The sequence below is a fragment of the Flavihumibacter stibioxidans genome (assembly GCF_014332695.1).
GTDB lineage: Bacteria > Bacteroidota > Bacteroidia > Chitinophagales > Chitinophagaceae > Flavihumibacter > Flavihumibacter stibioxidans.
In genome coordinates this window covers 492,969-516,347 of sequence record NZ_MBUA01000023.1, presented here as the reverse complement: position 1 = coordinate 516,347, position 23,379 = coordinate 492,969, and the positions used below count along the sequence as shown (strand labels likewise).

The 23,379-nt window shown below is 49.8% G+C and carries 19 protein-coding genes; 10 read left to right on the top strand and 9 right to left on the bottom strand.

What is annotated here, in order from left to right:
* The first annotated feature begins 48 nt into the window (after positions 1-48).
* The 7 genes from BC349_RS13605 (at position 49) to BC349_RS13575 (ending at position 9,255) form a co-directional block, all read left to right on the top strand.
* Positions 49-1,287, top strand: coding sequence for a M16 family metallopeptidase (locus tag BC349_RS13605; protein ID WP_187257314.1), 1,239 nt, complete (start codon positions 49-51; stop codon positions 1,285-1,287).
* Positions 1,241-2,629 (top strand): M16 family metallopeptidase, encoded by a 1,389-nt coding sequence (locus tag BC349_RS13600; RefSeq protein WP_246456941.1) that lies wholly within the window; start codon positions 1,241-1,243, stop codon positions 2,627-2,629. The genes BC349_RS13605 and BC349_RS13600 overlap by 47 nt, the downstream gene beginning before the upstream one ends.
* Positions 2,630-2,687: 58 nt before the next feature.
* Positions 2,688-3,761: a formylglycine-generating enzyme family protein gene (locus BC349_RS13595; RefSeq protein ID WP_187257313.1), complete on the top strand. Its 1,074-nt coding sequence runs from the start codon at positions 2,688-2,690 to the stop codon at positions 3,759-3,761.
* A gap of 199 nt (positions 3,762-3,960) precedes the next feature.
* Entirely contained in the window at positions 3,961-4,449 is a 489-nt protein-coding gene (locus tag BC349_RS13590) for a DUF4251 domain-containing protein (RefSeq protein ID WP_187257312.1), read from the top strand.
* Between the two features lie 20 nt (positions 4,450-4,469).
* Entirely contained in the window at positions 4,470-6,746 is a 2,277-nt protein-coding gene (locus BC349_RS13585) for a hypothetical protein (RefSeq protein ID WP_187257311.1), read from the top strand.
* A gap of 155 nt (positions 6,747-6,901) precedes the next feature.
* The gene (locus BC349_RS13580; protein ID WP_187257310.1) at positions 6,902-7,243 is read left to right on the top strand and encodes a phage holin family protein; all 342 of its coding nucleotides are present in this window, start codon (positions 6,902-6,904) and stop codon (positions 7,241-7,243) included.
* Positions 7,244-7,251: 8 nt separating this feature from the next.
* Positions 7,252-9,255, top strand: a complete 2,004-nt coding sequence (locus BC349_RS13575) for an alpha-ketoacid dehydrogenase subunit alpha/beta (protein ID WP_187257309.1) — start codon at positions 7,252-7,254, stop codon at positions 9,253-9,255.
* 117 nt (positions 9,256-9,372) lie between these two features.
* Here the strand turns inward: BC349_RS13575 and BC349_RS13570 are convergent, their stop codons facing one another.
* Positions 9,373-10,581, bottom strand: a complete 1,209-nt coding sequence (locus BC349_RS13570; protein ID WP_187257308.1) for a dipeptidase — start codon at positions 10,579-10,581, stop codon at positions 9,373-9,375.
* 199 nt (positions 10,582-10,780) lie between these two features.
* On the opposite strand from BC349_RS13570, the gene BC349_RS13565 reads away from it, so the two are divergent.
* Positions 10,781-10,990, top strand: coding sequence for a YgaP family membrane protein (locus tag BC349_RS13565; protein ID WP_187257307.1), 210 nt, complete (start codon positions 10,781-10,783; stop codon positions 10,988-10,990).
* A 13-nt stretch (positions 10,991-11,003) separates the two neighbouring features.
* Here the strand turns inward: BC349_RS13565 and BC349_RS13560 are convergent, their stop codons facing one another.
* The 8 genes from BC349_RS13560 to purN all read right to left on the bottom strand — a co-directional run bounded on the left by BC349_RS13560 (position 11,004) and on the right by purN (position 18,680).
* Positions 11,004-11,543, bottom strand: coding sequence for a hypothetical protein (locus BC349_RS13560; RefSeq protein WP_187257306.1), 540 nt, complete (start codon positions 11,541-11,543; stop codon positions 11,004-11,006).
* A 55-nt stretch (positions 11,544-11,598) separates the two neighbouring features.
* Positions 11,599-12,888 (bottom strand): hypothetical protein, encoded by a 1,290-nt coding sequence (locus tag BC349_RS13555; protein ID WP_187257305.1) that lies wholly within the window; start codon positions 12,886-12,888, stop codon positions 11,599-11,601.
* A gap of 7 nt (positions 12,889-12,895) precedes the next feature.
* Complete coding sequence (locus tag BC349_RS13550; protein WP_187257304.1) at positions 12,896-13,606, bottom strand: ABC transporter ATP-binding protein; 711 nt, start codon at positions 13,604-13,606, stop codon at positions 12,896-12,898.
* Between the two features lie 3 nt (positions 13,607-13,609).
* Positions 13,610-14,827: an ABC transporter permease gene (locus BC349_RS13545; RefSeq protein WP_187257303.1), complete on the bottom strand. Its 1,218-nt coding sequence runs from the start codon at positions 14,825-14,827 to the stop codon at positions 13,610-13,612.
* A gap of 10 nt (positions 14,828-14,837) precedes the next feature.
* A complete protein-coding gene (locus BC349_RS13540; RefSeq protein ID WP_187257302.1) occupies positions 14,838-16,058 on the bottom strand; it encodes an ABC transporter permease in 1,221 nt (406 codons plus the stop codon).
* A complete protein-coding gene (locus BC349_RS13535; RefSeq protein ID WP_246456940.1) occupies positions 16,055-16,828 on the bottom strand; it encodes an outer membrane lipoprotein-sorting protein in 774 nt (257 codons plus the stop codon). The genes BC349_RS13540 and BC349_RS13535 overlap by 4 nt, the downstream gene beginning before the upstream one ends.
* A 123-nt stretch (positions 16,829-16,951) precedes the next feature.
* Positions 16,952-17,728: a carboxypeptidase-like regulatory domain-containing protein gene (locus BC349_RS13530; RefSeq protein ID WP_187257301.1), complete on the bottom strand. Its 777-nt coding sequence runs from the start codon at positions 17,726-17,728 to the stop codon at positions 16,952-16,954.
* A gap of 46 nt (positions 17,729-17,774) precedes the next feature.
* The gene (gene purN, locus BC349_RS13525; RefSeq protein ID WP_246456939.1) at positions 17,775-18,680 is read right to left on the bottom strand and encodes a phosphoribosylglycinamide formyltransferase; all 906 of its coding nucleotides are present in this window, start codon (positions 18,678-18,680) and stop codon (positions 17,775-17,777) included.
* A gap of 202 nt (positions 18,681-18,882) precedes the next feature.
* On the opposite strand from purN, the gene BC349_RS13520 reads away from it, so the two are divergent.
* Complete coding sequence (locus tag BC349_RS13520; protein WP_187257300.1) at positions 18,883-20,124, top strand: c-type cytochrome; 1,242 nt, start codon at positions 18,883-18,885, stop codon at positions 20,122-20,124.
* A gap of 63 nt (positions 20,125-20,187) precedes the next feature.
* Positions 20,188-23,337, top strand: a complete 3,150-nt coding sequence (locus BC349_RS13515) for a TAT-variant-translocated molybdopterin oxidoreductase (protein WP_187257299.1) — start codon at positions 20,188-20,190, stop codon at positions 23,335-23,337.
* Positions 23,338-23,379 lie beyond the last annotated feature (42 nt).

Genomic DNA, 23,379 nt, shown 5'->3' with positions numbered 1-23,379 from the left:
CATTTGGGTGTAACTTGCAGGCGCGTTGAAAAGGACGCATTTTTGACTATGATCCAGTTTTCAAGATTTGTATTACCGAACGGGCTGAGGGTGTTGGTACACGAAGATTCTGCCACCCCGATGGCTGTGGTGAATGTTTTATATGATGTGGGTGCAAGGGATGAAGATCCCGAGAGGACCGGGTTTGCACATTTGTTTGAACACCTGATGTTCGGGGGCAGTATCAATATTCCCGAGTACGACGATGAGCTGCAGAAAGCAGGAGGTGAAAACAATGCGTATACCACCAATGACCTCACCAATTATTACTGCCAGTTGCCTTCCGCCAATATTGAAACCGCTTTCTGGCTGGAGAGCGACCGCATGCTGAGCCTGGCTTTCAGCAAAAAAAGTCTCGAAGTCCAGCGCAAAGTGGTCTGCGAGGAATTCAAGGAACATTATATCAATCGTCCTTATGGCGATATCTGGTTTAAGATGCGGGAGATGGCCTACGAACAGCATCCCTACAAGTGGATGACCATCGGGAAGGAATTGAAGCATGTGGAAGACGCCACGCTGGAAGACGTAAAGAATTTTTTCCGCAAACATTATAATCCCGCCAACGCCATCCTGGTGGTGGCAGGTAATATCGTAACCGAGCAGGTTTATGAGCTGGCGGTAAAGTGGTTTGGAGACATACCGGCCGGCGAGAAATATAACCGCAGCGTGCCGCAGGAGCCCGAACAGCAGGCTGCCCGAAGGATGGACATCACAGCCGATGTTCCCGTAGATGCTTTCCTGAAGACCTGGCATATGCCTTCGCGTATGGATTCCCGTTACTACACCGTGGATCTCATCACCGATATCATGGGCAGCGGGGCTTCTTCCAGGTTGTATCAGTCGCTCGTAAAGGAACAGCAGTTGTTCACCAATATTGATTGTTACCATTTCGGTTCAACCGATGCGGGACTGCTTTGCATTGACGGTAAACTGGTGAAGGGTGTAACGCCTGAAGCGGCGGAAGCAGCCGTACAGCAGCAGATCGACAAACTGATCGCTGAAGGAGTAACCACAGCCGAGCTGGAAAAGGTGAAAAACAAAACGGAAAGCACCATGGCTTTTGAGGACATGAGTGTAATGAACCGCGCTGCCAGCCTGGCTTATTATGAACTGCTTGGCGACGCACAACTGATGAACACAGAACTCGAAAAATATTATGCAGTAACAGCGGATGACATCGTGCGCGAAAGCAAGCGGATCTTTGAAGAGAAGAACAGTCATACATTGTATTACAGGAGTAAGGGGTGAGAAGGCTAAAACCAACCTTGCTCCAAATCCCCTGCTTACGCAGAATCATGACAAACACAAAATGGTAAACAGAAAAATTGCCCCCCCGATAAAAGATGCCGTTGAATTTGACCTGCGGCTCAAACCTTACGATAAATACGTGCTGAAGAACGGCGTGGAAGTATATGCCGTGAACGCCGGCGCAGAAGAAGTAATTCAGGTGGAATGGGTCTTCAGCGCAGGCAACTGGTTTGAAAATCAGAACCTGGTGGCACCCGCTGCCAACTTCCTGCTGAAAAATGGCACCAGCACCAAAACAGCTTTCCAGATCAATGAACATTTTGATTATTACGGAGCTGCGCTTACGCGTGCCTGTTATAATGAAACCGCTTCCATCGCCCTCCAGGGACTGACCAAGCACCTGCCGAAATTATTGCCGGTAGTGAGGGAGCTGCTGACAGATGCGGTATTCCCCGAAGAGGAACTGGCGCTCTACCAGCAGAACAACAAACAGCGACTGGAAGTGAACCTGAAGAAGAATGATTTTGTTGCCAACCGACTGATCGATGAATATCTTTTCAGCTTCGACCATCCATACGGACGTTACAGTCGCTTTGAAGACCTGGCCGCCCTGGACAGGGATTCCATTAAAGCGTTTTATGACAAATATTACCGCAATGGCAAATGCATCCTGTTTGTGGCCGGTAAATTGCCCCCCAACGTCTTTGAACTACTTGAGCAGAACTTTGGTGACCTTCCGCTGCATGCCAATGAGCCGGAGAAAGTGATTCATCCTGTAATATCATCCGGTGAAAAAAAATTCAGGATCAGCAATGATCCGAATGGTGTGCAGGGCGCGATCCGCATGGCCCGTCATTTCCCGAACCGCCATCATCCCGATTTCTTTGGCGCACAGGTATTGAACACTGTTTTCGGCGGATTTTTCGGCGCGAGACTGATGAACAATATCCGTGAGGACAAGGGCTATACTTACGGCATCTACAGCTACCTTCAGAACCATATCCAGCAAAGCGCATGGATGGTTTCAACTGAAGCGGGCAAGGATGTGTCGGAGGCAACCATTACAGAAGTTTACAGGGAGATGGAGATCCTGCGCAATGAACTGGTGGATGATGAAGAACTGATGCTGGTGCGCAATTACCTGATGGGTTCCATCCTCGGAGACCTGGATGGTCCGTTTCATATCATCGGGCGCTGGAAGAATATCATCCTGAACGACCTCGATGAGCATTATTTCTATGACAGCATTCAAACCATCAAATCCATCACTGCGGAAGAGCTGAAGGCATTGGCGAACAAGTACCTGGTGCCGGAGGATTTTTATGAACTGGTGGTGGTGTAGGTGGTCAGCAGGCCGGGGCTTTACCGGTTAGCTTATTGCAATTGATTGGATAAAATTCATGAAGAAACTTTTCCTATATATCCTGCTTTTACTTGTGGCTGGCCTTGGCACCTGGCTGGTATTAAGAAGCAGGTCTGTTCAGTCCGGCCCTGCGTTTAAAGCCGGCAGTCACCCGCCTGAATCCGCCCCCGACGGCATGGTATGGATTCCCGGCGGGGAATTCCTGATGGGTTCCGATGATCCGATGGCATGGGAAGAAGAGCGGCCCGCGCACCAGGTAAGGGTCAGGGGGTTCTGGATGGACCAGCATGAAGTGACAAATACGGAATTTGCAGCATTTGTAATGGCTACCGGTTATATCACCGATGCGGAAAAAGCACCGGTACTGGAGGAGATCATGGCCCAGTTGCCGCCGGGCACCCCACCCCCTGATCCGAAGGACCTGGTTCCCGGATCGCTGGTGTTCAGTTCACCCGAACAGGTAGTGCCCCTGGATGACATCAGTAACTGGTGGTCCTGGAAACATGGCGCCACCTGGCGTCAGCCGGAGGGGCCTGGCTCCACTATTGAAGGCCGGGAAGATCATCCCGTGGTGCAGGTGAGCTGGAACGATGCGCAGGCTTATTGCAAATGGGCAGGCAAAAGACTTCCTACCGAAGCAGAATGGGAATTCGCGGCCAGGGGCGGATTGCAGGGCAAAAATTATGTGTGGGGGGATGACTCTCCAACCGATGAAAGGGTCTTCGCCAATACCTGGCAGGGGAAGTTCCCGTCACAGAACCTGCAGAAAGACGGATACCAGCGCACAGCCCCGGTGAAATCGTTTTCCCCTAACGGTTATGGGCTTTATGATATGGCGGGTAATGTGTGGGAATGGTGCCAGGACTGGTATGATAAATACCTGTTCCGTACATACGAAGAGGGGGCAGTGCAGGATAATCCGGCTGGACCGGCATCAAGCCGCGATCCTTCCCAGCCATATACTCCTTTGCGCGTGCAGAAGGGAGGATCTTTTTTATGTCATGATTCCTATTGCCAGCGATACCGTCCCAGTGCCCGGCAGAGCAGCTCGCCGGAAAGCGGCATGAGCCACGTGGGGTTCCGTTGTGTAAAGGACATCATCCAACCCTGAATATGCCAGCAGCAACAAAACTGAAACGTTAAGACCATGTTGTAATGCAACTTTTTATAGTGCATTTGTTTAATAATAAGGAAATTTGTCTTCACTGAATATTGATTTTTGCTCACTGCTTCGGTCCTGAATTTTACCGGAAAAATAGCTCTCCATTAGTGGCGGTTTCGTGTATTCCTCACCTTTATAAGCACACTATATGAAACTAAAGACCATTCTCCTTGCATGTATATCCGGCATCTTACTATTCTCCTGTTCAAGCCAGCAGGCCGTTACCATTGCCACTCCCGAGCAGGTCACCCAACTGTTGTCCGAACAGCAATACCAGTTCAACATGCAGTTTGTCAGGCCAACCGGAGGCAGGCAAAGGATTGTATCGGGAAACTATACATTGGTGGTAACCAAAGACAGGGTGGAAGCAGACCTTCCCTATTTCGGAAGGGCTTATAATGCGCCTATACTCTCGGATGCGGGAATGAAATTCATTTCGAAGGATTTTTCTTATGAGGAGGTTTCCGGCAAAAACGACCGTAAGGAGATCACCATCAGGCCAAGGGATGTATCGGATATCCAGGCGGTTTACCTGACCGTTTTCCCCAATGGTTCGGCTGATCTGCGAATCCAGTCCAACAGCAGGCAGCCCATCTCTTATATGGGGGATATCCGCGGCATTGTCCAGCCAAAATAATGAACTTCAAATCAATGGTTATGAAAAGAATGACGGATCACCTGAGCAGGGTCATTTTTCTTCTGCTCCTGGGTTTTGGCGGTGTGAACGCGCAAACCACCTGGCCCCAGACGATTGCCCTGAAGGAGGGAGGTTCTGTGACCATTTATCAGCCCCAGCCGGAATCCTATCAGAATAATAAGATTGTTGGCAGGAGTGCCCTGTCTGTAAAGGAAAAAGCCGGTTCTGAGCCGGTCTTCGGGGCCATGTTCTATGAAGCGACCTTATCCACGGAGAGAGACAACCGGATGGCTGACCTGGAACTCTTCAAGGTTACCAATATTAAATTTCCCGGAATAGAAGAGGAAGGCAGGATCACGGCCCTGGCAAGGGCGATTGAGGACGCCGCTATGAATGCCCGGCTTGAAATTTCAATAGACCAGTTACTGACATCCATTGAAAAAGAAACCGGTCACCGACCTAAGGATAATTTTAAAAACGACGCTCCGCTGATCATCGTTACCAATAAGCCATCGACACTGGTGCTGATTGATGGCGAACCGAAGATCCGGAAAGACGAAGACCTTGAAGCGGACCGGGTGATGAATACGCCTTACCTGATCCTACGGGAAGGCGGTATGTGGAATTTATATGCCGGCGGATTTTGGTATAAATCGAATTCGGTTACGGATGGCTGGGAGCCGAATACCAAACTCACCAAAAAACTCAGGTCCATAGACAGGCAAGTCAGGAAACAGGAGAAGGAAGAGAATGGCGGAAAGGCTGTCACAGACAATCCGCAGGTCACTGAAATCATTGTTAAAACCGAACCGGCGGAATTGCTGCAAACGAATGGTGAACCGCAATACAAGACCATCGAGGGAACATCCCTGTTATTTGTAAGCAATACCAACAATGAAATATTCAAGGACATCAATACCCAGCGCACTTATATCCTGCTGACCGGCCGCTGGTATGCGGCCACCGGAATAAATGGTCCCTGGAACTATATATCCGCGGATGAACTGCCGGCGGATTTTGCTAAAATTCCCGAGGGCAGTGAAATGGACGGGGTCCTGTCAAGTGTTGCAGGAACTGCCGCTGCGCAAGAAGCACGGATTGATACGGAGATTCCCCAAACGGCCAAAGTGGATCGCAATACCGCCAAAGCGGAGATCAGTTATGATGGTGATCCCATATTTGAAAGGATAGAGGGAACCAGCCTTGAACTGGCCACCAACACCGCCTCCACAGTGATCAGGTCAAACGGAAAATATTATGCGGTTGATAACGGCATCTGGTTTGAATCTGCCAGTGCCAGGGGCCCCTGGAGCGTAGCCACCGAGCGGCCTGCGGATGTGGACAATATCCCGCCCAGTTGTGCCGCCTATCATACGAAATATGTGTACGTCTATGAAGCCACACCCCAATATGTGTATGTAGGGTACACGCCCGGTTACCTGGGCAGCTATATCTATGGACCCACGGTGGTATATGGAACCGGCTACTATTACCGTCCCTGGTTTGGCACATATTATTATCCCAGGCCTGTCACCTGGGGATTCGGGTTCAATTATAATCCATGGACTGGCTGGAGTATGAATGTTGGTTTCAATGTCGGATTTCTCTATGTTGGCTATGATTTCTGGGGATATAGAGCTTATTATGGTGGCTGGTTTGGTCCGCCCATGTGGAGGCCGCCGTATCGTCCGCCTTACCACGGCGGTTATTATGGGCATTATCGTCCTTCAACAAGGCCGGGGGGAACAGGTCCCAGGCCATCGGTACGGCCCTCGCCGGTCCGTCCGGGCAGCGGCAATATTTACAACAGGAGGCCCGGTACGGTAACGCGGGATGCAGATCGGCGACCTGCGCCCGGAACTGTAACCAGGCCTGGTACCGAAAGGCCTGGTACTGAAAGACCGGCAACAAGACCTGCGCCGAAGCCGGAAACAAAACCGGTAAAAAGACCTGAGCGGAGACCCGGTGGGGAAACAACCCGGCCCGGTACTGAACAGAACAATGTATTTGCCGACCCTGACGGCAATGTGTACCGGAGAGAAAAGGAAGGAGGATGGAACCAGCGGGATAATAAGGCCAATGTCTGGAAGCCTGCGGACAGGTCCGGCGAGGAAAGGATGAAGGAACTGGATCGTGCCAGCCAGCAGCGGGAAAGAGGGGTGATCAGGCAACAGAATTATGAAAGGAACCGCCCGCAAAGCCGCCCAGCTGCAACCAGACCGGCAACCAGGCCCGCCACCCGTCCGGCAACAAAGCCTTCGACGCCAGCAACCAGGCCAAAACGGACAGGCGGATAAAACCGGTTACAGGATTTTTGCAGTACCTGCGATGCCGGTAGCGACCGGTGATATTCATGCAGCCCGAAAGGATAATTCTAACGGAAAGGCCTACCTGAAAATGGACGGGGTATCAACCGCGCCCGATTTTGATTAACTTTAGTAAAATACCTGCTATGAATTTTCTGACCCGTTTGCTGATTACCGCGTTGGTGGCATTTGGTTTATCCTACCTGCTGCCTGGTATTCATTTTGATTCCCTGGTGCCTGCCCTGATTTTTGCCTTGGTACTTGCCCTGCTGAATATGCTGGTAAAACCGATCCTGACAATCCTCACTTTCCCGATCACCATCATAACCCTGGGCTTGTTTTTACTGGTCATCAATGCAGTGATCATACTGCTTGCAGACAAATTGGTGGACGGCTTTAAAACGGATGGTTTTTGGTCGGCATTATTGTTTAGTATTGTGTTATCAGTAACAACATCGCTGATAAATTCTTCCAGTACAAAAGAGTGATTGCCGCTATGAATTTCGACCGTAAATCCCTGACGGATCAACAGTTGGTACATTTTTACCAGAGTATCCTCAAGCCCCGCATGATAGAAGAGAAAATGCTGGTCCTGCTCCGCCAGGGTAAGATCAGTAAATGGTTCAGCGGTATCGGCCAGGAAGCCATCTCCGTAGGTGTGGGCCTTGCGCTTGATCCCGATGAATGGATCATGCCCCTGCACCGCAACCTGGGAGTATTCACCAGCCGCAATATGCCGTTGAATAAGCTGTTCATGCAGTGGCAGGGTAACAGGGAGGGCTATAGCAAAGGCAGGGAACGGAGTTTTCATTTTGGCGCCCGCGAGCACCATATCTGTGGCATGATTTCGCACCTGGGTCCGCAACTCGCAATAGCCGATGGTGTGGCGCTGGCATATAAACTGCGCGGCCTGGGAAAGGTAAGCGTCACTTTTACGGGAGATGGTGGAACCAGTGAAGGTGATTTTCACGAGGCGCTGAATGTGGCAGCCGTATGGGGCCTTCCCGCGATCTTTATCATTGAAAACAATGGCTACGGGTTGAGTACCCCGGTCAATGAACAATACAGGTGCGACAGCCTGGTGGACCGTGCCAAAGGGTATGGCATGGAAGGAGTTCGCATTGACGGCAATAACCTGCTTTCGGTATATGATACCATCAGGGGTGTGCGGGATTATTGCATCCGCGAACAGAAGCCCTACCTGGTGGAATGTATGACATTCCGGATGCGGGGTCATGAAGAGGCAAGCGGAACCAAGTATGTACCAAAGCACCTGTTCGATGAATGGGCAGAGCGTGATCCGGTGAAAAAATTCGAAGAGTGGATGGTGTTGCAGGGCCTGCTGACCTATTCCGAAATTGAAGGCATCCGCGGTGCGATCAAAAGTGAAATAGAGCAGGAACTGGCGCTGGCTGCCTCCGCACCTGAGATTGTTCCGGATACGGAGGAGGAACTGAGGGATGTTTATAGTAGTGGTGGCGGAATGGTGAGAAGCGAAGTAGTGGAAGCTGCGGGTAGCATTGCGGCTGGAGCGGGTAGCGAGAAAAGATTTATCGATGCCATTAAGGATGGACTGGACCTTTCCATGCAGCGGCATGGAAACCTGGTTTTAATGGGACAGGACATAGCCGAATACGGTGGCGCATTCAAGATAACGGAAGGTTTTGTGGACAAATATGGGAAAGCGAGGGTTCGCAACACACCCCTCTGTGAAAGCGCGATCCTGGGAACCGCCCTGGGCCTGTCCCTGGAAGGATACAAGAGCATGGTGGAAATGCAGTTCGCCGATTTTGTGAGTGTGGGACTGAACCAGATCGTGAACAACCTGGCCAAGATCCATTACCGCTGGGGGCAAAACGCCGATGTGGTGGTGAGGATGCCAACGGGCGCGGGAGTAGGGGCGGGGCCGTTTCACAGCCAGAGCAATGAAGCCTGGTTCGTTCATACGCCCGGATTAAAAGTGGTGTATCCCTCCTCGCCGGAAGACGCGAAGGGGTTGATGATTGCCGCCATCAACGATCCAAACCCGGTATTGTTTTTTGAACACAAGGCATTATACCGCAGCATCAGCGGGCTTGTACCGGAAGGCTATTATGAGGTGCCGATAGGAAAAGCGAAGACGGTACGCGAGGGCTCCGGTATCAGCATCATAACCTATGGTGCAGGCGTACACTGGGCCCTTGATTATGCAAATGCCCACCCTGAAATCAGTATAGACATTCTCGACCTGAGAACCCTGTTACCACTGGATTACGAGGCCATCCGTTCTTCGGTTAGCCGTACGGGTAAGGTAGTGATCCTGCATGAAGACACTCTTACAGGAGGTATTGGTGGCGAGATCAGTGCGTGGATCAGCGAGCATTGTTTCGAACTGCTGGACGCCCCTGTAATGCGTTGCGCATCCCTTGATACACCGGTTCCCTTCAATATTGAACTGGAGAAAAATTTTCTGGCTAAATCGAGGCTGGCAGGTATTGTCCAGAAATTGCTGGGCTATTGATATGTTGAACATATCAGGCTGCCATAGCCCCAGTGGACCTGTCCGACTGGCGTTCCTGCCGGGATGGCACCGTGAACTGGAAACCAGCATCGGGGGATACCTATGTTTACGAAACCCTTATCTGGCACCGGCGGCTTTAAACACCCGGATAAAATTGCCGCCAAGTATTTTCCTGATATCCTTGCGGGAATAACCGCGTACGATCAGTGCGGAAGTCAGGATAGGCATGTCTTCCACGCCATCGAGGTCCTGTGGGGCAGAATCTATACCATCGAAATCCGAACCGATACCGACATGTTCAACCCCTATCAGGTTCACGATATAATCCAGGTGGTCCAGAAGAACATTCATTGAGGGGCGGAGCGCTTCAGCCTCTTCGGGATATTTTTTGGCAATTAATTCGGCAATTTCATATTCAGGCAGTTTCAATAGTTTCAACGAATCGACTTCCTCCCGGTGATTTGCGAAGAATGCATTTTTATTCCTGGTGTAATTGCTGTCAAGAAAACCGGAATAAAAATTCAGGTGGATGACGCCCCCGTTTTTTGCGATGGCTTTTATCTGGTCATCATCCAGGTTACGCGGAACAGGGCAAATCGCATGGACGCAGCTGTGAGATACGATGACGGGTTTGGTGGTAGTAGCCAGTGCGTCGTAAAAGGTTTGAACGCCAACATGGCTGAGGTCGACCAGCATGCCTAATTCGTTCATCCGGCGAACTACCTGCTTACCGAAATCATTCAATCCCTTTTTGGTGATGGTCGTGGGCTTGCCGGCATCGAGATAATTTTCGTCCCAGGCAGAACTGGCCCAGGAAGTGGAATTGTTCCAGGTGAGTGTAAGATAACGGGCACCTCTTTTGTACAGGCTGTCGAGGTATTCCATTTTGTCTTCGATCATGTGGCCGCCTTCCACCCCTTTCATGGCCCCAAGCCTGCGTGACCTTACTGCTTCGCGAAGGTCGGCCAGGTTGTTGACCAGCATCATTTTGGTTGGGTTCCTGGCCACAATGGCATCCAGTGAATCCATTTCGCGGAGGGCGTGATTAAACGCGGTTCCGGCCCCATACCTTTCGTCGCAAAAGATTGAAAAGATCTGGATATCAATACCACCTTTGCGGAACCTGGCCAGGTCGCTGTGTGTTTTACCCGACAGGTCGTCCTCAATATTAAGACCCTTTAAGGTTGCAGAAGACAACACGTCGTTGTGGGCATCGATTACAATTGAATTTTCGTGCAGGTTTTTCTGGGCTATACCGGCAGTCTGTAAGAATATTGCTGCCGCGGATAAAAGAATAAGTTTCGACAGCTTGATCGGTGTGTTCATCCTTCAATTTACCATTTCTTATCGCAACAGGTAATCCTGGACGGATGATTTTATTCTGTGGACCCCCGGCCTTATGATAATAGCAGTTGCAAGTCATTCGTAAACTTGATAAATATCAGTTTATTTAATATATTCCTGCAATAATTTCATAGTTCAAACATTGTATGCGCTAAGGCATATCACCTAAATTAATTTGCATATGAAAAAGAACATGAGCGGCACTGACCGCATTATTCGCCTGGTTGTAGCCGCAGTTTTGGGCTACCTCTATTTTTCCGGCACGGTTACCGGAACTCTCGGTATTGTCCTGGCAGTAGTAGCTGCGGTATTTGTACTCACCAGCCTGGTGGGATTCTGTCCGTTATATACCCTGTTTGGCATGAGTACCAATCCAACAAAGAAGGCATAGAAAAGGGGTGCCGTTATTCGCTGCTTTTATCACCTACAAACCAGTCTTCCTTGTTCTTAAACAGAACATTGAAAGTGGTCAGTGAGCCATAGATGCGGGTGATATATTGCTGGAGATTTACTTTGTCTTCATCGCTCATGATTTTGTGCGCGTTGATCTGCTGTTCCATTACCCGGAGCCGATCGCGCAGCATAACTATTTTGTGAAAAAAGACATCGATAGGAATTTCCTTTGCCTTTAATGTCGTGTCTCCGGGTTGGAGTACCATGGTGCCGCCCTTCCAGCGGTCGCCCAGGGGAACGACTTCACTGAACCCGTTCCATAACCGAAGAATTTTAAGGAGGGATTTTTCCACTTCAGAATGGGTCTCGATTTCTTCGCTGACATTTTCCGGGATGATCTCTTCCAGTTTTGGATCGTTTTTATCTACTTCCTTAATACCGTGGTGAATAAAGGAAATGAGGTAGGCGGCGTACTTGAGACCTACGATCACACCAGGACCGAATTGGGTGTGTTGAAGACGTGTGCCTATGCCGAGAACCAGTTGATCCATATAATTTGTTTGTAGTTGGGTTTGGGCTGATAAAATTATGGATAATCGGCCTGTCTCAAAAGTTCCATTTGACCCGCAGGTAAATGTTGTGGCCAAGTGCCTTATAGCCATCAAGATCACCAAAGAAATGCTGGCTGAAAAAAGCCAGCTCCCAGTTTTCCGCGAGTGAATATTGCAGCGATGGGAAAAACAGCAGGACATTGGCTCCGCCCGGTGCATACATGATGCCTGCATTGGCCGACAGGATGGGTGTGAAGGCTTTCATGCCCTGGAAAAAAAAGCTATGTCTCAAGGGGAGGAGGGTCCTGGCTGTCGGACTGTAAACAAATCCGGAACCCAGGAATCCTGCCTTGTTGTTTCCCGAACTATTCAGGAGGTAGGAGGCAGACAGGTACCATTCTTTATCCAGACTGATATCCAGTCCGGTTGAAAAACTGAGGGTGCCTGCCGTATCGCTGAAATTTTTTGAGGGGTGGAAATAACTGGCTTCACCCTTGAACCCAAAATCCCTTATACCTCCGGCCCAGCCGATGCCTGCAACCCAGTCGTTGATATACCGTGCACCGATCAATTGCCAGTCGTAGCCTTTTTTATTGAAGCGGTAGAGCATGGCGGCCACATGGTCTTTGCCATTCCGGCCGACCTTCCAGGCGGCTTCGATGGTTTGCATGGGTTTGGGACTGTACTGAATACGTACCGCATCACTGCCGGGTCTTTCTTCGTAATCGAAGTCCAGGAAATTAAATGTGTTGAAAAGATCGTTCGGGTTCCAGGTATTGTGGATACCCCAGTTGATCCGCTGGCGTCCGATGGTGAGATCCCATTTCTCATTGTACCAGTTGAGTGAGAGCCGGTCGATATTGGTTTGCCAGGCCATGGAGGATGAGCTGGCAGGTACCCAGGCGAGGTCCATGAATCCATCATCCTGTTTGAGACTGGTGGCAAGTCCCGGGGACTTCCTCACCTGGCTGCCGGCAAAAACCCGGTTGCGCATTTCCATTTTAAAACTGAGTTGCCGGGGAAATTGAAGTTTGAAATTGATGCGGTTGTGGAACAGGTTCAGGAATTCTGCCGAATCGATGCGGTTGCCGAATGAAAGGGATGGCATGTTCTTGATATAACCATGCAGGGTAGCCGAAGTTTTAATTTTTTCATTTTCCTGATCAGGGGAGAGTAAATCCGGCGGGCTGGGAATCGTGTCTGCAGAAAACCGGTTTGGTGGCCAGGGGAGCGGGATTGTTTCTGGGTTTGCTGGCCGCAGGGATGTGGGACCGATCGTCCGGACCGGTTCTTTTGCCAGGGAATATAAACAGGACAGGATGGCAAACAGCAGGGTTGCTATCATCCCTGGTTTATTCATCGTGAACCAGTGGAGTTTGTTTTGTATCAGAAGCAATCTTCCCGTCCACCAGGGTTACCACACGTCTCGCTCTTTTGATTACCCGCTGGTCGTGGGTGGAAAAGATAAAGGTCATATCTTCTTCCCTGTTCAGTTTTTCCATGATATCGAGCAGGTTGGAGGCAGCGGTTGAATCGAGGTTTGCGGTTGGTTCGTCGGCCAGCACAAACTGGGGTTTGGATGCGAGGGCTCTTGCTACGGCTACGCGTTGCTGTTGTCCGCCACTCAGTTCCCCTGGTCTGGCATCCCCTTTGTCAGGCATTCCGACTTCTTCCAGAAGTTTCTGTACTCTTTCCTGTCGCTGGTTTTTGGGGATCTTTTGCAAGAGCATGATGAACTCTATGTTTTCCTTTGCCGTAAGTACGGGTATCAGGTTGAATGACTGGAAAACGAAGCCGATATTTTTCAGGCGGAAGTCGATCAGTGCGTTGGCACTCAGCCCGGTGATGTTGACACCATTAATGATTACCTGTCCGGTGGTAGGTTTATCGAGCCCGCCAATTATATTCAGCAGGGTGGTTTTACCGGAACCGGAAGGTCCGACCAGCGCCACGAATTCACCTCTGTTGATATGCAGGTGAACATCGCGTACAGCGTTAACCGGAACGGGGCCTTCGTCATAGACCTTTGAAATATTGTGGGCATCAATAACTGCTTTTTCCATGTGTCAGATTTTTCGGATCGCAACAGCCGGCTGCAGTTGCAATGCTTTATAAGCCGGGTAAATGGCTGCCAGTATTGCCGCTGAAATTGACATCCCTGCTACTTTCCAGTAATAGGATGATTCCAGATCCGGATAAATAATATTACCAAAACCATACATGGCAAGACCTTCACTGAACTGGGAGAGGTTGATGCCGGTATGATTGGTGATCATCACTGTCAGCCATGCCAGTGGCAGTCCGGCCAGGCAGCCCAGAAAAGTTATGCCGATAGTTTCGAGGAGAATCATGCTGAACAGTTTGCTTTTATTCAAACCCACTGCCATCAGTACTCCCAGTTCTTTTTGCCGTTCGAGGACTGACATCAGCATCGTATTGACAATCCCAAAGGCGAGGGCAATCAGTAAGATGCCGATAATGATGTACATATACTGCTCAAAGGAGTCGATCATCAGCCTGAGATCGGGCGACAGTTGTTTCCAGGTTTCAAGCCTGGCTCCGCCGGGAATCTTTTGCCTGAGGGCTGCTGCTGTGTTTTCCAACTGGTCGTTGGACTGCAGGAGGATGGCAAGTTCGTGTATGCCACCCCGAAAGCCGGCCAGGGAATCAAGTTCCCTTCGGTTAATATAAACCATGTTCTCTTCGGTGAAGGTGCTGGCAGCCGTGAACACTCCTGTTATCCGGAAAGCCGCAGAAGTGAGCTCACCGGAAGCATCCTGGAATGTAAGTATCACTTTGCTATTTGAATCGAGCTTAAGCTTTTCGAGTAATTTTTTTCCGATCAGCAGCTGGTTACGGCCATTTTCTTCCAGGTATTTTCCCTGGTCGATCCTTCCGGAAAGGCCGGTGACGGCAGCTTCCTTTTCAGGGTCCACTCCCAGTAAAGAGATTCCTGATGAGGAATATGCCGAGGCTGCCATGGCGGTAATGACTATGCGCTCGCTCGAGGCAATGATACCGGGTTCTTTCTTTACCAGCTCCACCACCTTCTCCCTGTTTTCGATGGTATAAACGGCTTCATCCAGTTCCCTGAATTTGGGATGGTGTACCTGCATGTGGGAAAACTGTTGGGCAATGGCAGTATCGATCTGTTCATTAGTCATGCCCATGAAAAAGGCAATTATAAAAATACCTGCCCAAAGCCCGAGCAGCACTGATACGATGATCACTGCACTGCGGGTTTTATTGCGCCAGATATTTCTCCAGGCTATGACAAATAACATATTAAGTGTTTCAGCTTCTAAGGGCTGTCATCAGCCTCATTCGAAGCAGTTGTATAATCGGGTATATGGCCACCAGCATGGTTATGATCAGCACTACCTTCGACTGGGTGATAAATACTTCCGGTGCGGTGGATACCGGCATGATTGGTTCAAAACCATAACTTTCATACGCCACTTTTAAATCCCCCTGCAGCTGGATTGGATTTCTGGAAAGATAATGGATTACGGGAAGTGCACCGGCCGTTCCGACCAGCACTCCCAGGAAACTGATGATAACCGTTTCCAGGAAAACGATAAAAGCCAGCTGGTGCTTTTTCATGCCGATGGCCAGCATAATGCCGAATTCATGTTTTCTTTCTGCCAGCATCATCAGGATGGTGCTGAAGATACCAAAACTGATTACCATGTATAATATATAAATGGTGATTCTGTGGCCGGTACTATCAGCCTCTATCATCTGGTCCAGTTCCGGCATCATGCCCTTCCAGTCCATCACTTCAAACCTGGTGCTGTCTATGCGCTGTTGCAGGGCAAGTTTCACGGCTTCCATGTTTTCATCATCCCTGATCATCAGGGCCCATGAGCTGTACTGGTTTTCGAGTCCAAAAAGTTCCGAAGCCCTGGGAAGGCTGAGGTAGACCATCACCTTATCGAGGTCCGGGGAGTTCATTTTAAGAATGCCATCCACCCGGAACAATCCGTTAGCGCTGCCGGCATGATATCCCTGGCTGAGAAGGATCATGGTATCGCCAACGGATAACCGAAGTTTGCGCGCCAGGCCACTTCCTATCATGGCGCCCCTGCTGTTATTGCCGAGGTAGTTCCCTTCAGAAAGTTTTGATTTGAGGCCGGTGACAGTATTTTCCTTTTCCGGGTCTATGCCCAGGACCATGGCGCCCGATGTCTGGTTTCCTGTTGAAGCCAGTGCAAAATTTTCTATTCGTGGAACCATCGCCGTTATACCATCCGTATTTTCGATTAACCTGGCGCTGGCTGAATCTGCGGTGAAAACATGTTCAATACTTTTATCCTCCCAATAACCTTTTTCATGAACCTGGAGGTAACCTGTTGAGAAGCTTACCACGTTCCGGATCATGTTTACATACACACCTTCCAGCAGCGAAAACATGAGGGTGGCCAGGATTACGGCGAAGAAGATGGAGGCCACCGTGATCCAGGTCCGCCTGGCGTTGCGCCAGATATTCCGCCATGCCATGCGCAGGTAGATCATTGTATTTTTTTCATGTTTTCAACGGTGAAAAAATGATCGGGTATCGGTTTGTCGAATTGGATCTCCTTGTAAATAAGTACGGTTTTTTGTCCGGGTTTATTAATCGGCAGCATTTCCATGTATGCCGGCAGGAGTCTGCCACCCAGCATCCTGATATCATTGGTGACCATGCGGTTCACCAGTTTCCCGCTTTCGTCAAAGTATTCGCCTTTAAGTTGCAGGTAGTCTTTTTTATCGATCCAAATCCGGACCTTGCCCCAGACTACTGCGGCGGAAGGTTTAGGGATGAGTTCAACGATGTGGCAGATTCGATCGCCGATTTTTTCTTCCCCAACCAGGGTATGGTCATAATCTTCCAGGATGGAAAATTCTTTCACCAGGTCATCATTGGTAAAGTCGGTACCCATCCAGCTCTGGCTCATCATGCTTGGAGGCAGTTTGATATTACGTTCAATGGAGGGGATCCAGTTCCACACTTCCTTTTCTCTTTTGAGGTAAACCGTACCGCGGTCTTTTACGGGTGCTTCGATACGGATCATGGCCAGTTTATTGCCTTTGGACCAGGTTTTTGTGGTCATGTCGCGGCTCCAGGTGGGCCTTACAATCCGGAAGATGATAGTAGCCTGTGAGGTATTGCCCCGAACGTGCAGGTCAGCTTTACGGACGATTTCTTTTGCAGACTCCACGGGTTGTGCCACCAATGGTGCAGCGAGGCTTAGGAGGAAGGCCGCCATCAGGCCGGATGACCATATATGGGTGATTCGGTTCATTACCTGTAAAGTCCAACAATTCCGGCAAAAAAGCCATAAGTGATGTCAAATCAGGGGGTGATATTTATCAAGTGGGGGCTTTCACCCGTCGGGTGAAGTCCCACCCGTCGGGTGAAAGCTGTTTTACCAGTCGAGCCATTCTTCTTTTCTGCCTGAGATTTTTCCACCCATGGCGCGGATGCGTTTATATTGTTCGCCGGCTTTTTTCATGTATTCGAGCAGCTCGTATTCGGAAGCTACGGTCACTGCTTCATAGGGGGGCGAATAGTACCTGATAAAAGTATCGAGGTCAGCTCCGGTAATTCCAGTGATCTTGATGATTTTGGCCCTGGAGAACCGGTAAGCCACATATTTATCCTGTTCTTCCTGTACCAGCCTGTCCTGGAAGGCTGCCATGCTCCGGTTTCGCCGGAAGCGGAAAACATTGATCAGTTGGTCGAGGTCAAGTCCCACCCCGAAATTACCCGAAGCGGGTGATGCAGATGATAATCCGATCCCCGGTTTTTTAAAGTCAAAGGCCTTCGCATAGTCCTGCCTGTTTTGCACGGAATCGAAGCGGTAATCACGGGGCATCACCCGTACCTCCCTGAGGGTGGTAACATTTACGTGGAGGGCGATGTCGAACTGGTTCAGTGCATTGATGCTGCTGACGGCATACCTGGGTGTGGGGCGGCCCAGGTAGGAAAAATAGATCGAGTCGTCTTCCGCCACCACAATGCTGTAATGTCCGTTTGAGTCGGTGAGGGTACCCCTGCCCGTGTTGGTCAGGACACTCACGGAAGCCAGCGGAAAGGTTTTATTCATTTCGAATACGGTGCCACTGATCCGTACCTGCGCCAGTATGGGCTGGGTGAAGGCAAGGAAAACCAGGAGCAGGGGTATGCGTAAATACGGTTTCATGAAAGGTTTACAAGAGTACAACCAAAATGTGTCAGAACGAGCAGCGTTAATGATTTTTAACGAGTTGCGAAAGAATTGTCTGTTCAATCACGGCCGGGTAATGGGCATGCTCGAGCGAATGGATCCGTTGGGCCAGGCTGGCCGGGGTATCGCCGGGCTCCACTGGGCAGGTAGCCTGGAAGATGGTGCCGCCATGGTCGTACTGTTCATCTACATAATGAATGGTGATGCCACTTTCCTTTTCCCCGGCAGCAATGACGGCTTCGTGTACATAGGAGCCATACATACCCTTCCCACCATATTTGGGAAGCAGTGCCGGATGTATATTAATAATATGGTGAGGAAAGGCTGCTATCAGGGCGGCGGGAATCTTCCAGAGAAAGCCGGCCAGCACGATAAAACCGATGCCTTTATCCTTCAGTTGAGGCAGATAGGTATCGCCGCGGAAAAACTGTTCTTTTTCGATGAGCAGGGTGGGGATGCCATGTTCGGCGGCAATATCCAGCACACCGGCGCCTGGTTTATTGCAGACCACCAGGGCAATTTTTATTTGCGGATGACTGCTGAAGTGCTCGATTATTTTCCGGGCATTTGAACCCGCGCCCGAGGCGAAAATGGCGATATTCATATTCTGGGGCATAACTTTATGAGGATTGACGTTTTCGGTTTTGTGGGGTGATCCGGAAATCCGGGAGGCGATGCGGGCGAGATAATTCTTAAAGAACGGGAACTGACCGAGGGGGATACTCACCACCAGTACCATTACCGGCCAGGTCAGGGTCATTATGATGATATATAATATGGTCCAGAGGACAGCCTGTTGAACGGGTAGTAAAGTCATGAGTTTTCGGGCAGCTATCCCCGTAAGGCTACCGCCTACCGCGAAAGTGGTAATGACCAGGAAAAGCTGGGTGCTGTCCACCTTCCATTTATGCCGTAGTTTCTCAAACATGCCGCAAACTAAGCAGAATTGTTTTAACAAAAATCGTTTACGAATTGTATAAAAGTGCTATCTATAAGTTTGCACAATTCGCTGAAATGCAAGCCCTGCGCGGCTAAAAAAAAAATGACCATGTTGATAGATTGTCAATAACGTGTCATATTTTTGCCAGCGAATTGAGGCATTTTAACATTACCAACGACATTTCCAGCTTATGATTCATTATAGGTCGATTGCGAAGAAATTAGTAATCAGTTTTCTACTTCTCACAGTTGTTTGTTTTGACCAGCAGGTTTTTGCCCAGGATGGTAAAGCATTGTTCCAGCAGAACTGTGCTTCCTGTCATGCTGTATCCAAGAACCTGACCGGTCCGGCACTGGCTGGTATTGAAGAACGTGTAACTGACAAGAAACTGTTGTATGCGTGGATCCGTAATAACCAGGCAGTACTTTCTTCTGGTAATAAGTATTTCACTGATCTCTACAACCAGTGGAACAAAACGCCGATGAACGCTTTCCCCAACCTGACGGATGAGGAAATCGCAGCCATGCTGACTTACATCAGTACTGAGGCTAACAAAAAGCCCGAAGTAAAGACTGATGCTGCCGGTGCAGCTGCTCCGGAGGCTGACAACTCACTCCTCTTTGGTATCCTGACCCTGATCCTGGCGATCATTGTGCTGGTGCTGATGCAGGTGAATGCCAACCTGAAGCGCCTGAGTGACGAAAAGGAGGGAGTTCCCTCCTATGAGCCGGTTCCTTTCTACCGCAACAAAGCCTATATCGCTTTGTTTGCCGTGATTTTATTTATCATAGGAGGGTATTATACTATTATGGGTGCCATCGGTTTGGGCCGTTCCAAAGACTACCAGCCTGAGCAGCCGATTTATTATTCTCACAAGGTGCATGCCGGTACCAACCAGATCAACTGTCTGTACTGTCACGGCGGTGCCCAGGAAGGCAAACACGCTAATATTCCATCCCTCAATACCTGTATGAACTGTCACATGGCAATCAACGAATACGCCGGTGAGAAGTTATACCGTGAAGATGGTACCGAAGTGAATGGTACTGAGGAAATCAAGAAACTCTACTCTTACACTGGTTGGGATCCTGACCAGAAAAAATACGCAAACGAGCCCAAGCCGATCGAGTGGGTTAAGATCCACAATCTGCCTGATCACGTTTATTTCAACCACTCCCAGCACGTTAAAGCAGGCCAGGTGGCTTGTCAGACCTGTCATGGAGAGGTTCAGAACATGGGCGAAGTGTACCAGTTTACAGACCTGAGCATGGGTTGGTGCGTGAACTGTCACCGCGAAACCAAGGTTCAGTTTACCGACAACAAATTCTACAGTATTTACGAGAAGTTCCACAACGACCTGAAAAACGGTACCCTGGACAGTGTAACCGTAGAAAGGATCGGTGGTACAGAATGTCAGAAGTGTCACTATTAATAGCATTGCAATAAACCATTTTTCATCACCAAAAAATCAAAGCCCCTTCAGGGGTTTGGGTATATGGAGCAAAAAAAGTACTGGCAAAGTTTCGGTGAGTTGAATAACTCAGACGCCTTTAAAAAGAACGCGCAGGATGAATTCAAGGAAGATCTGCCTTTTGAGAATTTTGATGCACAGGGCTTGTCTGATGCAAAGACTCCGCGCCGCGACTTCCTAAAATACGTGGGTTTCAGCACAGCTGCCGCTGCAGTTGCAGCCAGTTGTGAGATACCTGTAAAAAAAGCGATCCCTTTCATCAATCGTCCGGTTGATGCTGTACCCGGGATTGCCAATTATTACGCCACCACTTATATATCAGGAGGTGATGCCATTCCGGTGGTAGCCAAGGTAAGAGACGGCCGTCCCATCAAAATTGAAGGGAACGAACTGTCTTCCTGGTCAAGGGGCGGTACCACTTCACAGGTGCAGGCCTCTGTGCTGGATCTTTATGATACGGCACGTCTCCGTTTCCCGATGGCAGATGGCAAGGAAGTAAGCACTTTCGATGCTTTTGATAAAATGGTGGGTGATGCGTTGAACGGACTGGGTGGTGCTCCTGTAGTACTGTTAACCAGCACCATCAACTCTCCTTCATCCAAGCAGGTGATCAGCGAATTCCTGGCGAAATATCCCGGAAGCCGCCATGTTCAATACGATGGGGTTTCATACAGCGGCATGTTGCTGGCAAATGAAGCCACACATGGCAAACGCGCCATCCCATCCTACCAATTCGAAAATGCCAAGGTTATCGTGAGCCTGGGTGCTGATTTCCTGGGAACCTGGCTGAACCCCGTTGAGTTCTCCAAAGGCTACTCGAAAGGGCGCAAGGTGGATGCACAACATCCATCCATGAGCAAGCATTACCAGTTTGAGTCAATGCTGAGCATGACCGGGGCCAATGCTGACGAACGTTTCACTCACCGTCCCTCAGAAACCGGTGCTGTGGCAGCGGCCCTCCTGGGAGCGCTGAATGGGCAGGGTGTTAGCGGAGTTACAGGCGACAAACTGAAAAAAGGCATCGAAAAAGTTGCAAAGGACCTGGCAGCCCATAAGGGTCAGTCACTGGTGGTTTGTGGCAGCAATGATGTGAATGTTCAGATCCTGGTGAATGCCATCAACGAAGCGATAGGTGCTAATGGTGCTGTCATCAATTGGGCATCCCCCCTGCAAAACAGGGCTGGTATCGATGCGGATATGGCCAAACTGGTGGAAGATATGAATGCAGGTGCCGTAGGTGCCCTGCTGATCCAGGATGCCAATCCTGCATACGATTACTTTGATGCAGAGAAGTTCAAAACCGGATTGAAAAAAGTTCGGGTGTCTGTTTCCTTCAATGAGAAAATGGATGAAACCACCGAACTGTGTAAATATGTATTACCTGCTAACCATTTCCTGGAAAGCTGGGGTGATGCAGAACATAAAGCAGGATATGTGAGCCTGGTACAACCTACCATCTCTCCCCTGTTCAAGACCCGCCAGTGGCAGGATACCCTGCTGAAGTGGAGCGGTAACGCCACTACTTATGCGGATTACCACAAGAATTTCTGGACTTCCCGCCTTGGTGGAAGCGACAATTTCAACAAAGCTTTGCAGGATGGTGTGATTGAATCAGCTGCTGCCGTGATGGGTTTCCCCAGCTTCAACGGTGCAGGTGTCGCCGCCGCTGCTGCTGCTGTGGCTGCTGCTAAAAAAGGCGGTAAAGTGGAAGTGGTGCTTTACCAGAAGCCAACAATCGGCGATGGACGTCATGCCAACAACCCATGGTTGCAGGAAACGCCTGATCCGATTACCCGGGCTACATGGGACAACTATGTGATGATGTCCCCTGCGATGGGCAAGGCAATGTTTGATATTGATATTTCTAATCCCTCCCAATCTGATAATTACGAAGCATTCCCTGAAAAGCCTGCGGTAATTGTAAAAGTTGGAAATAAGACCGTTGACCTGCCGGTACTGTTGATTCCCGGTATGAACAACGACACCATTGCCATCGCTGTAGGTTATGGTCGCAGCGAGAAGATCGGTAAAGCGGCAGCGGGTGTGGGACAGAATGTTTACCAGCTTGCTTCTTTCAACGGAACTTCTGTATTGAATTTTGCAGATGCCACGCTGGAAAAGAGTACTAGCAAATTCAAGATCGCTACTACACAAACCCATGCCAGCTACGAAGGCCGCTACGAAGTGGTTAAGGAGCTGACACTGGCTGAATATGTCAAGAATCCGACCAAGATCCTGGATGGCCGTAAGAAAGAACTGGAGCCATGGGGTGGTTTGGAGAATTATGATAAGGATGGCACGCTCTATCCGATGTTTGACAAGCCCGGTATCAAGTGGGGCATGAGCATCGATATGAACAGCTGTTATGGTTGTGGTGCCTGCGTGGTTGCCTGTACGGCTGAAAACAACGTGTCTGTTGTTGGCAAGTCTGAAGTGCTGCGTGCGCATGACATGCACTGGTTGCGCATCGACCGGTATTTCGCAGGTGATGTGAACGATCCGGAAAGCATCCAGACCGTGTTCCAGCCAATGCTTTGCCAGCACTGCGACAACGCTCCCTGTGAGAACGTTTGTCCGGTTGCCGCTACCAACCACAGCAGCGAGGGCCTGAACCAGATGACTTATAACCGTTGTATCGGTACCAGGTATTGTGCCAACAACTGTCCATATAAAGTGCGTCGTTTCAACTGGGCTGATTACACCGGAGCTGACAGCTTCAGCGGTAACCAGGATGAGTCCAGCGATGTGATTATGATGATGAACGATGACCTCACCCGCATGGTGCTGAATCCGGATGTTACTGTCCGCAGCCGTGGTGTGATTGAAAAATGTTCATTCTGTGTACAGCGTCTGCAGGAGGGTAAACTGACTGCGAAGAAGCAGGATCGTCCGCTCGAAGATAAGGATGTGAAGACTGCCTGTCAGCAGGCTTGTTCTGCTGATGCCATTGTCTTCGGTAACGTGAACAACAGCGCAAGTGCCGTTTCCAAACACCGTCATGACAACATGAACAGGATGTTCTATTCACTGGAGCAGATCCACGTATTGCCGAATGTGAACTACCTTGCCAAAGTGCGTAATACCGATAAGATCAGCGCCCATGAGCAGTTTGGTGCGCCGCATGCAGCGGCACCGGCGGCAGAGGGGGCTGAAGGTGGAGGGGCGCACCATTAATGGTGAATGGTGAATGGTGAAGGGCGAGTGGGGGAAAAATTG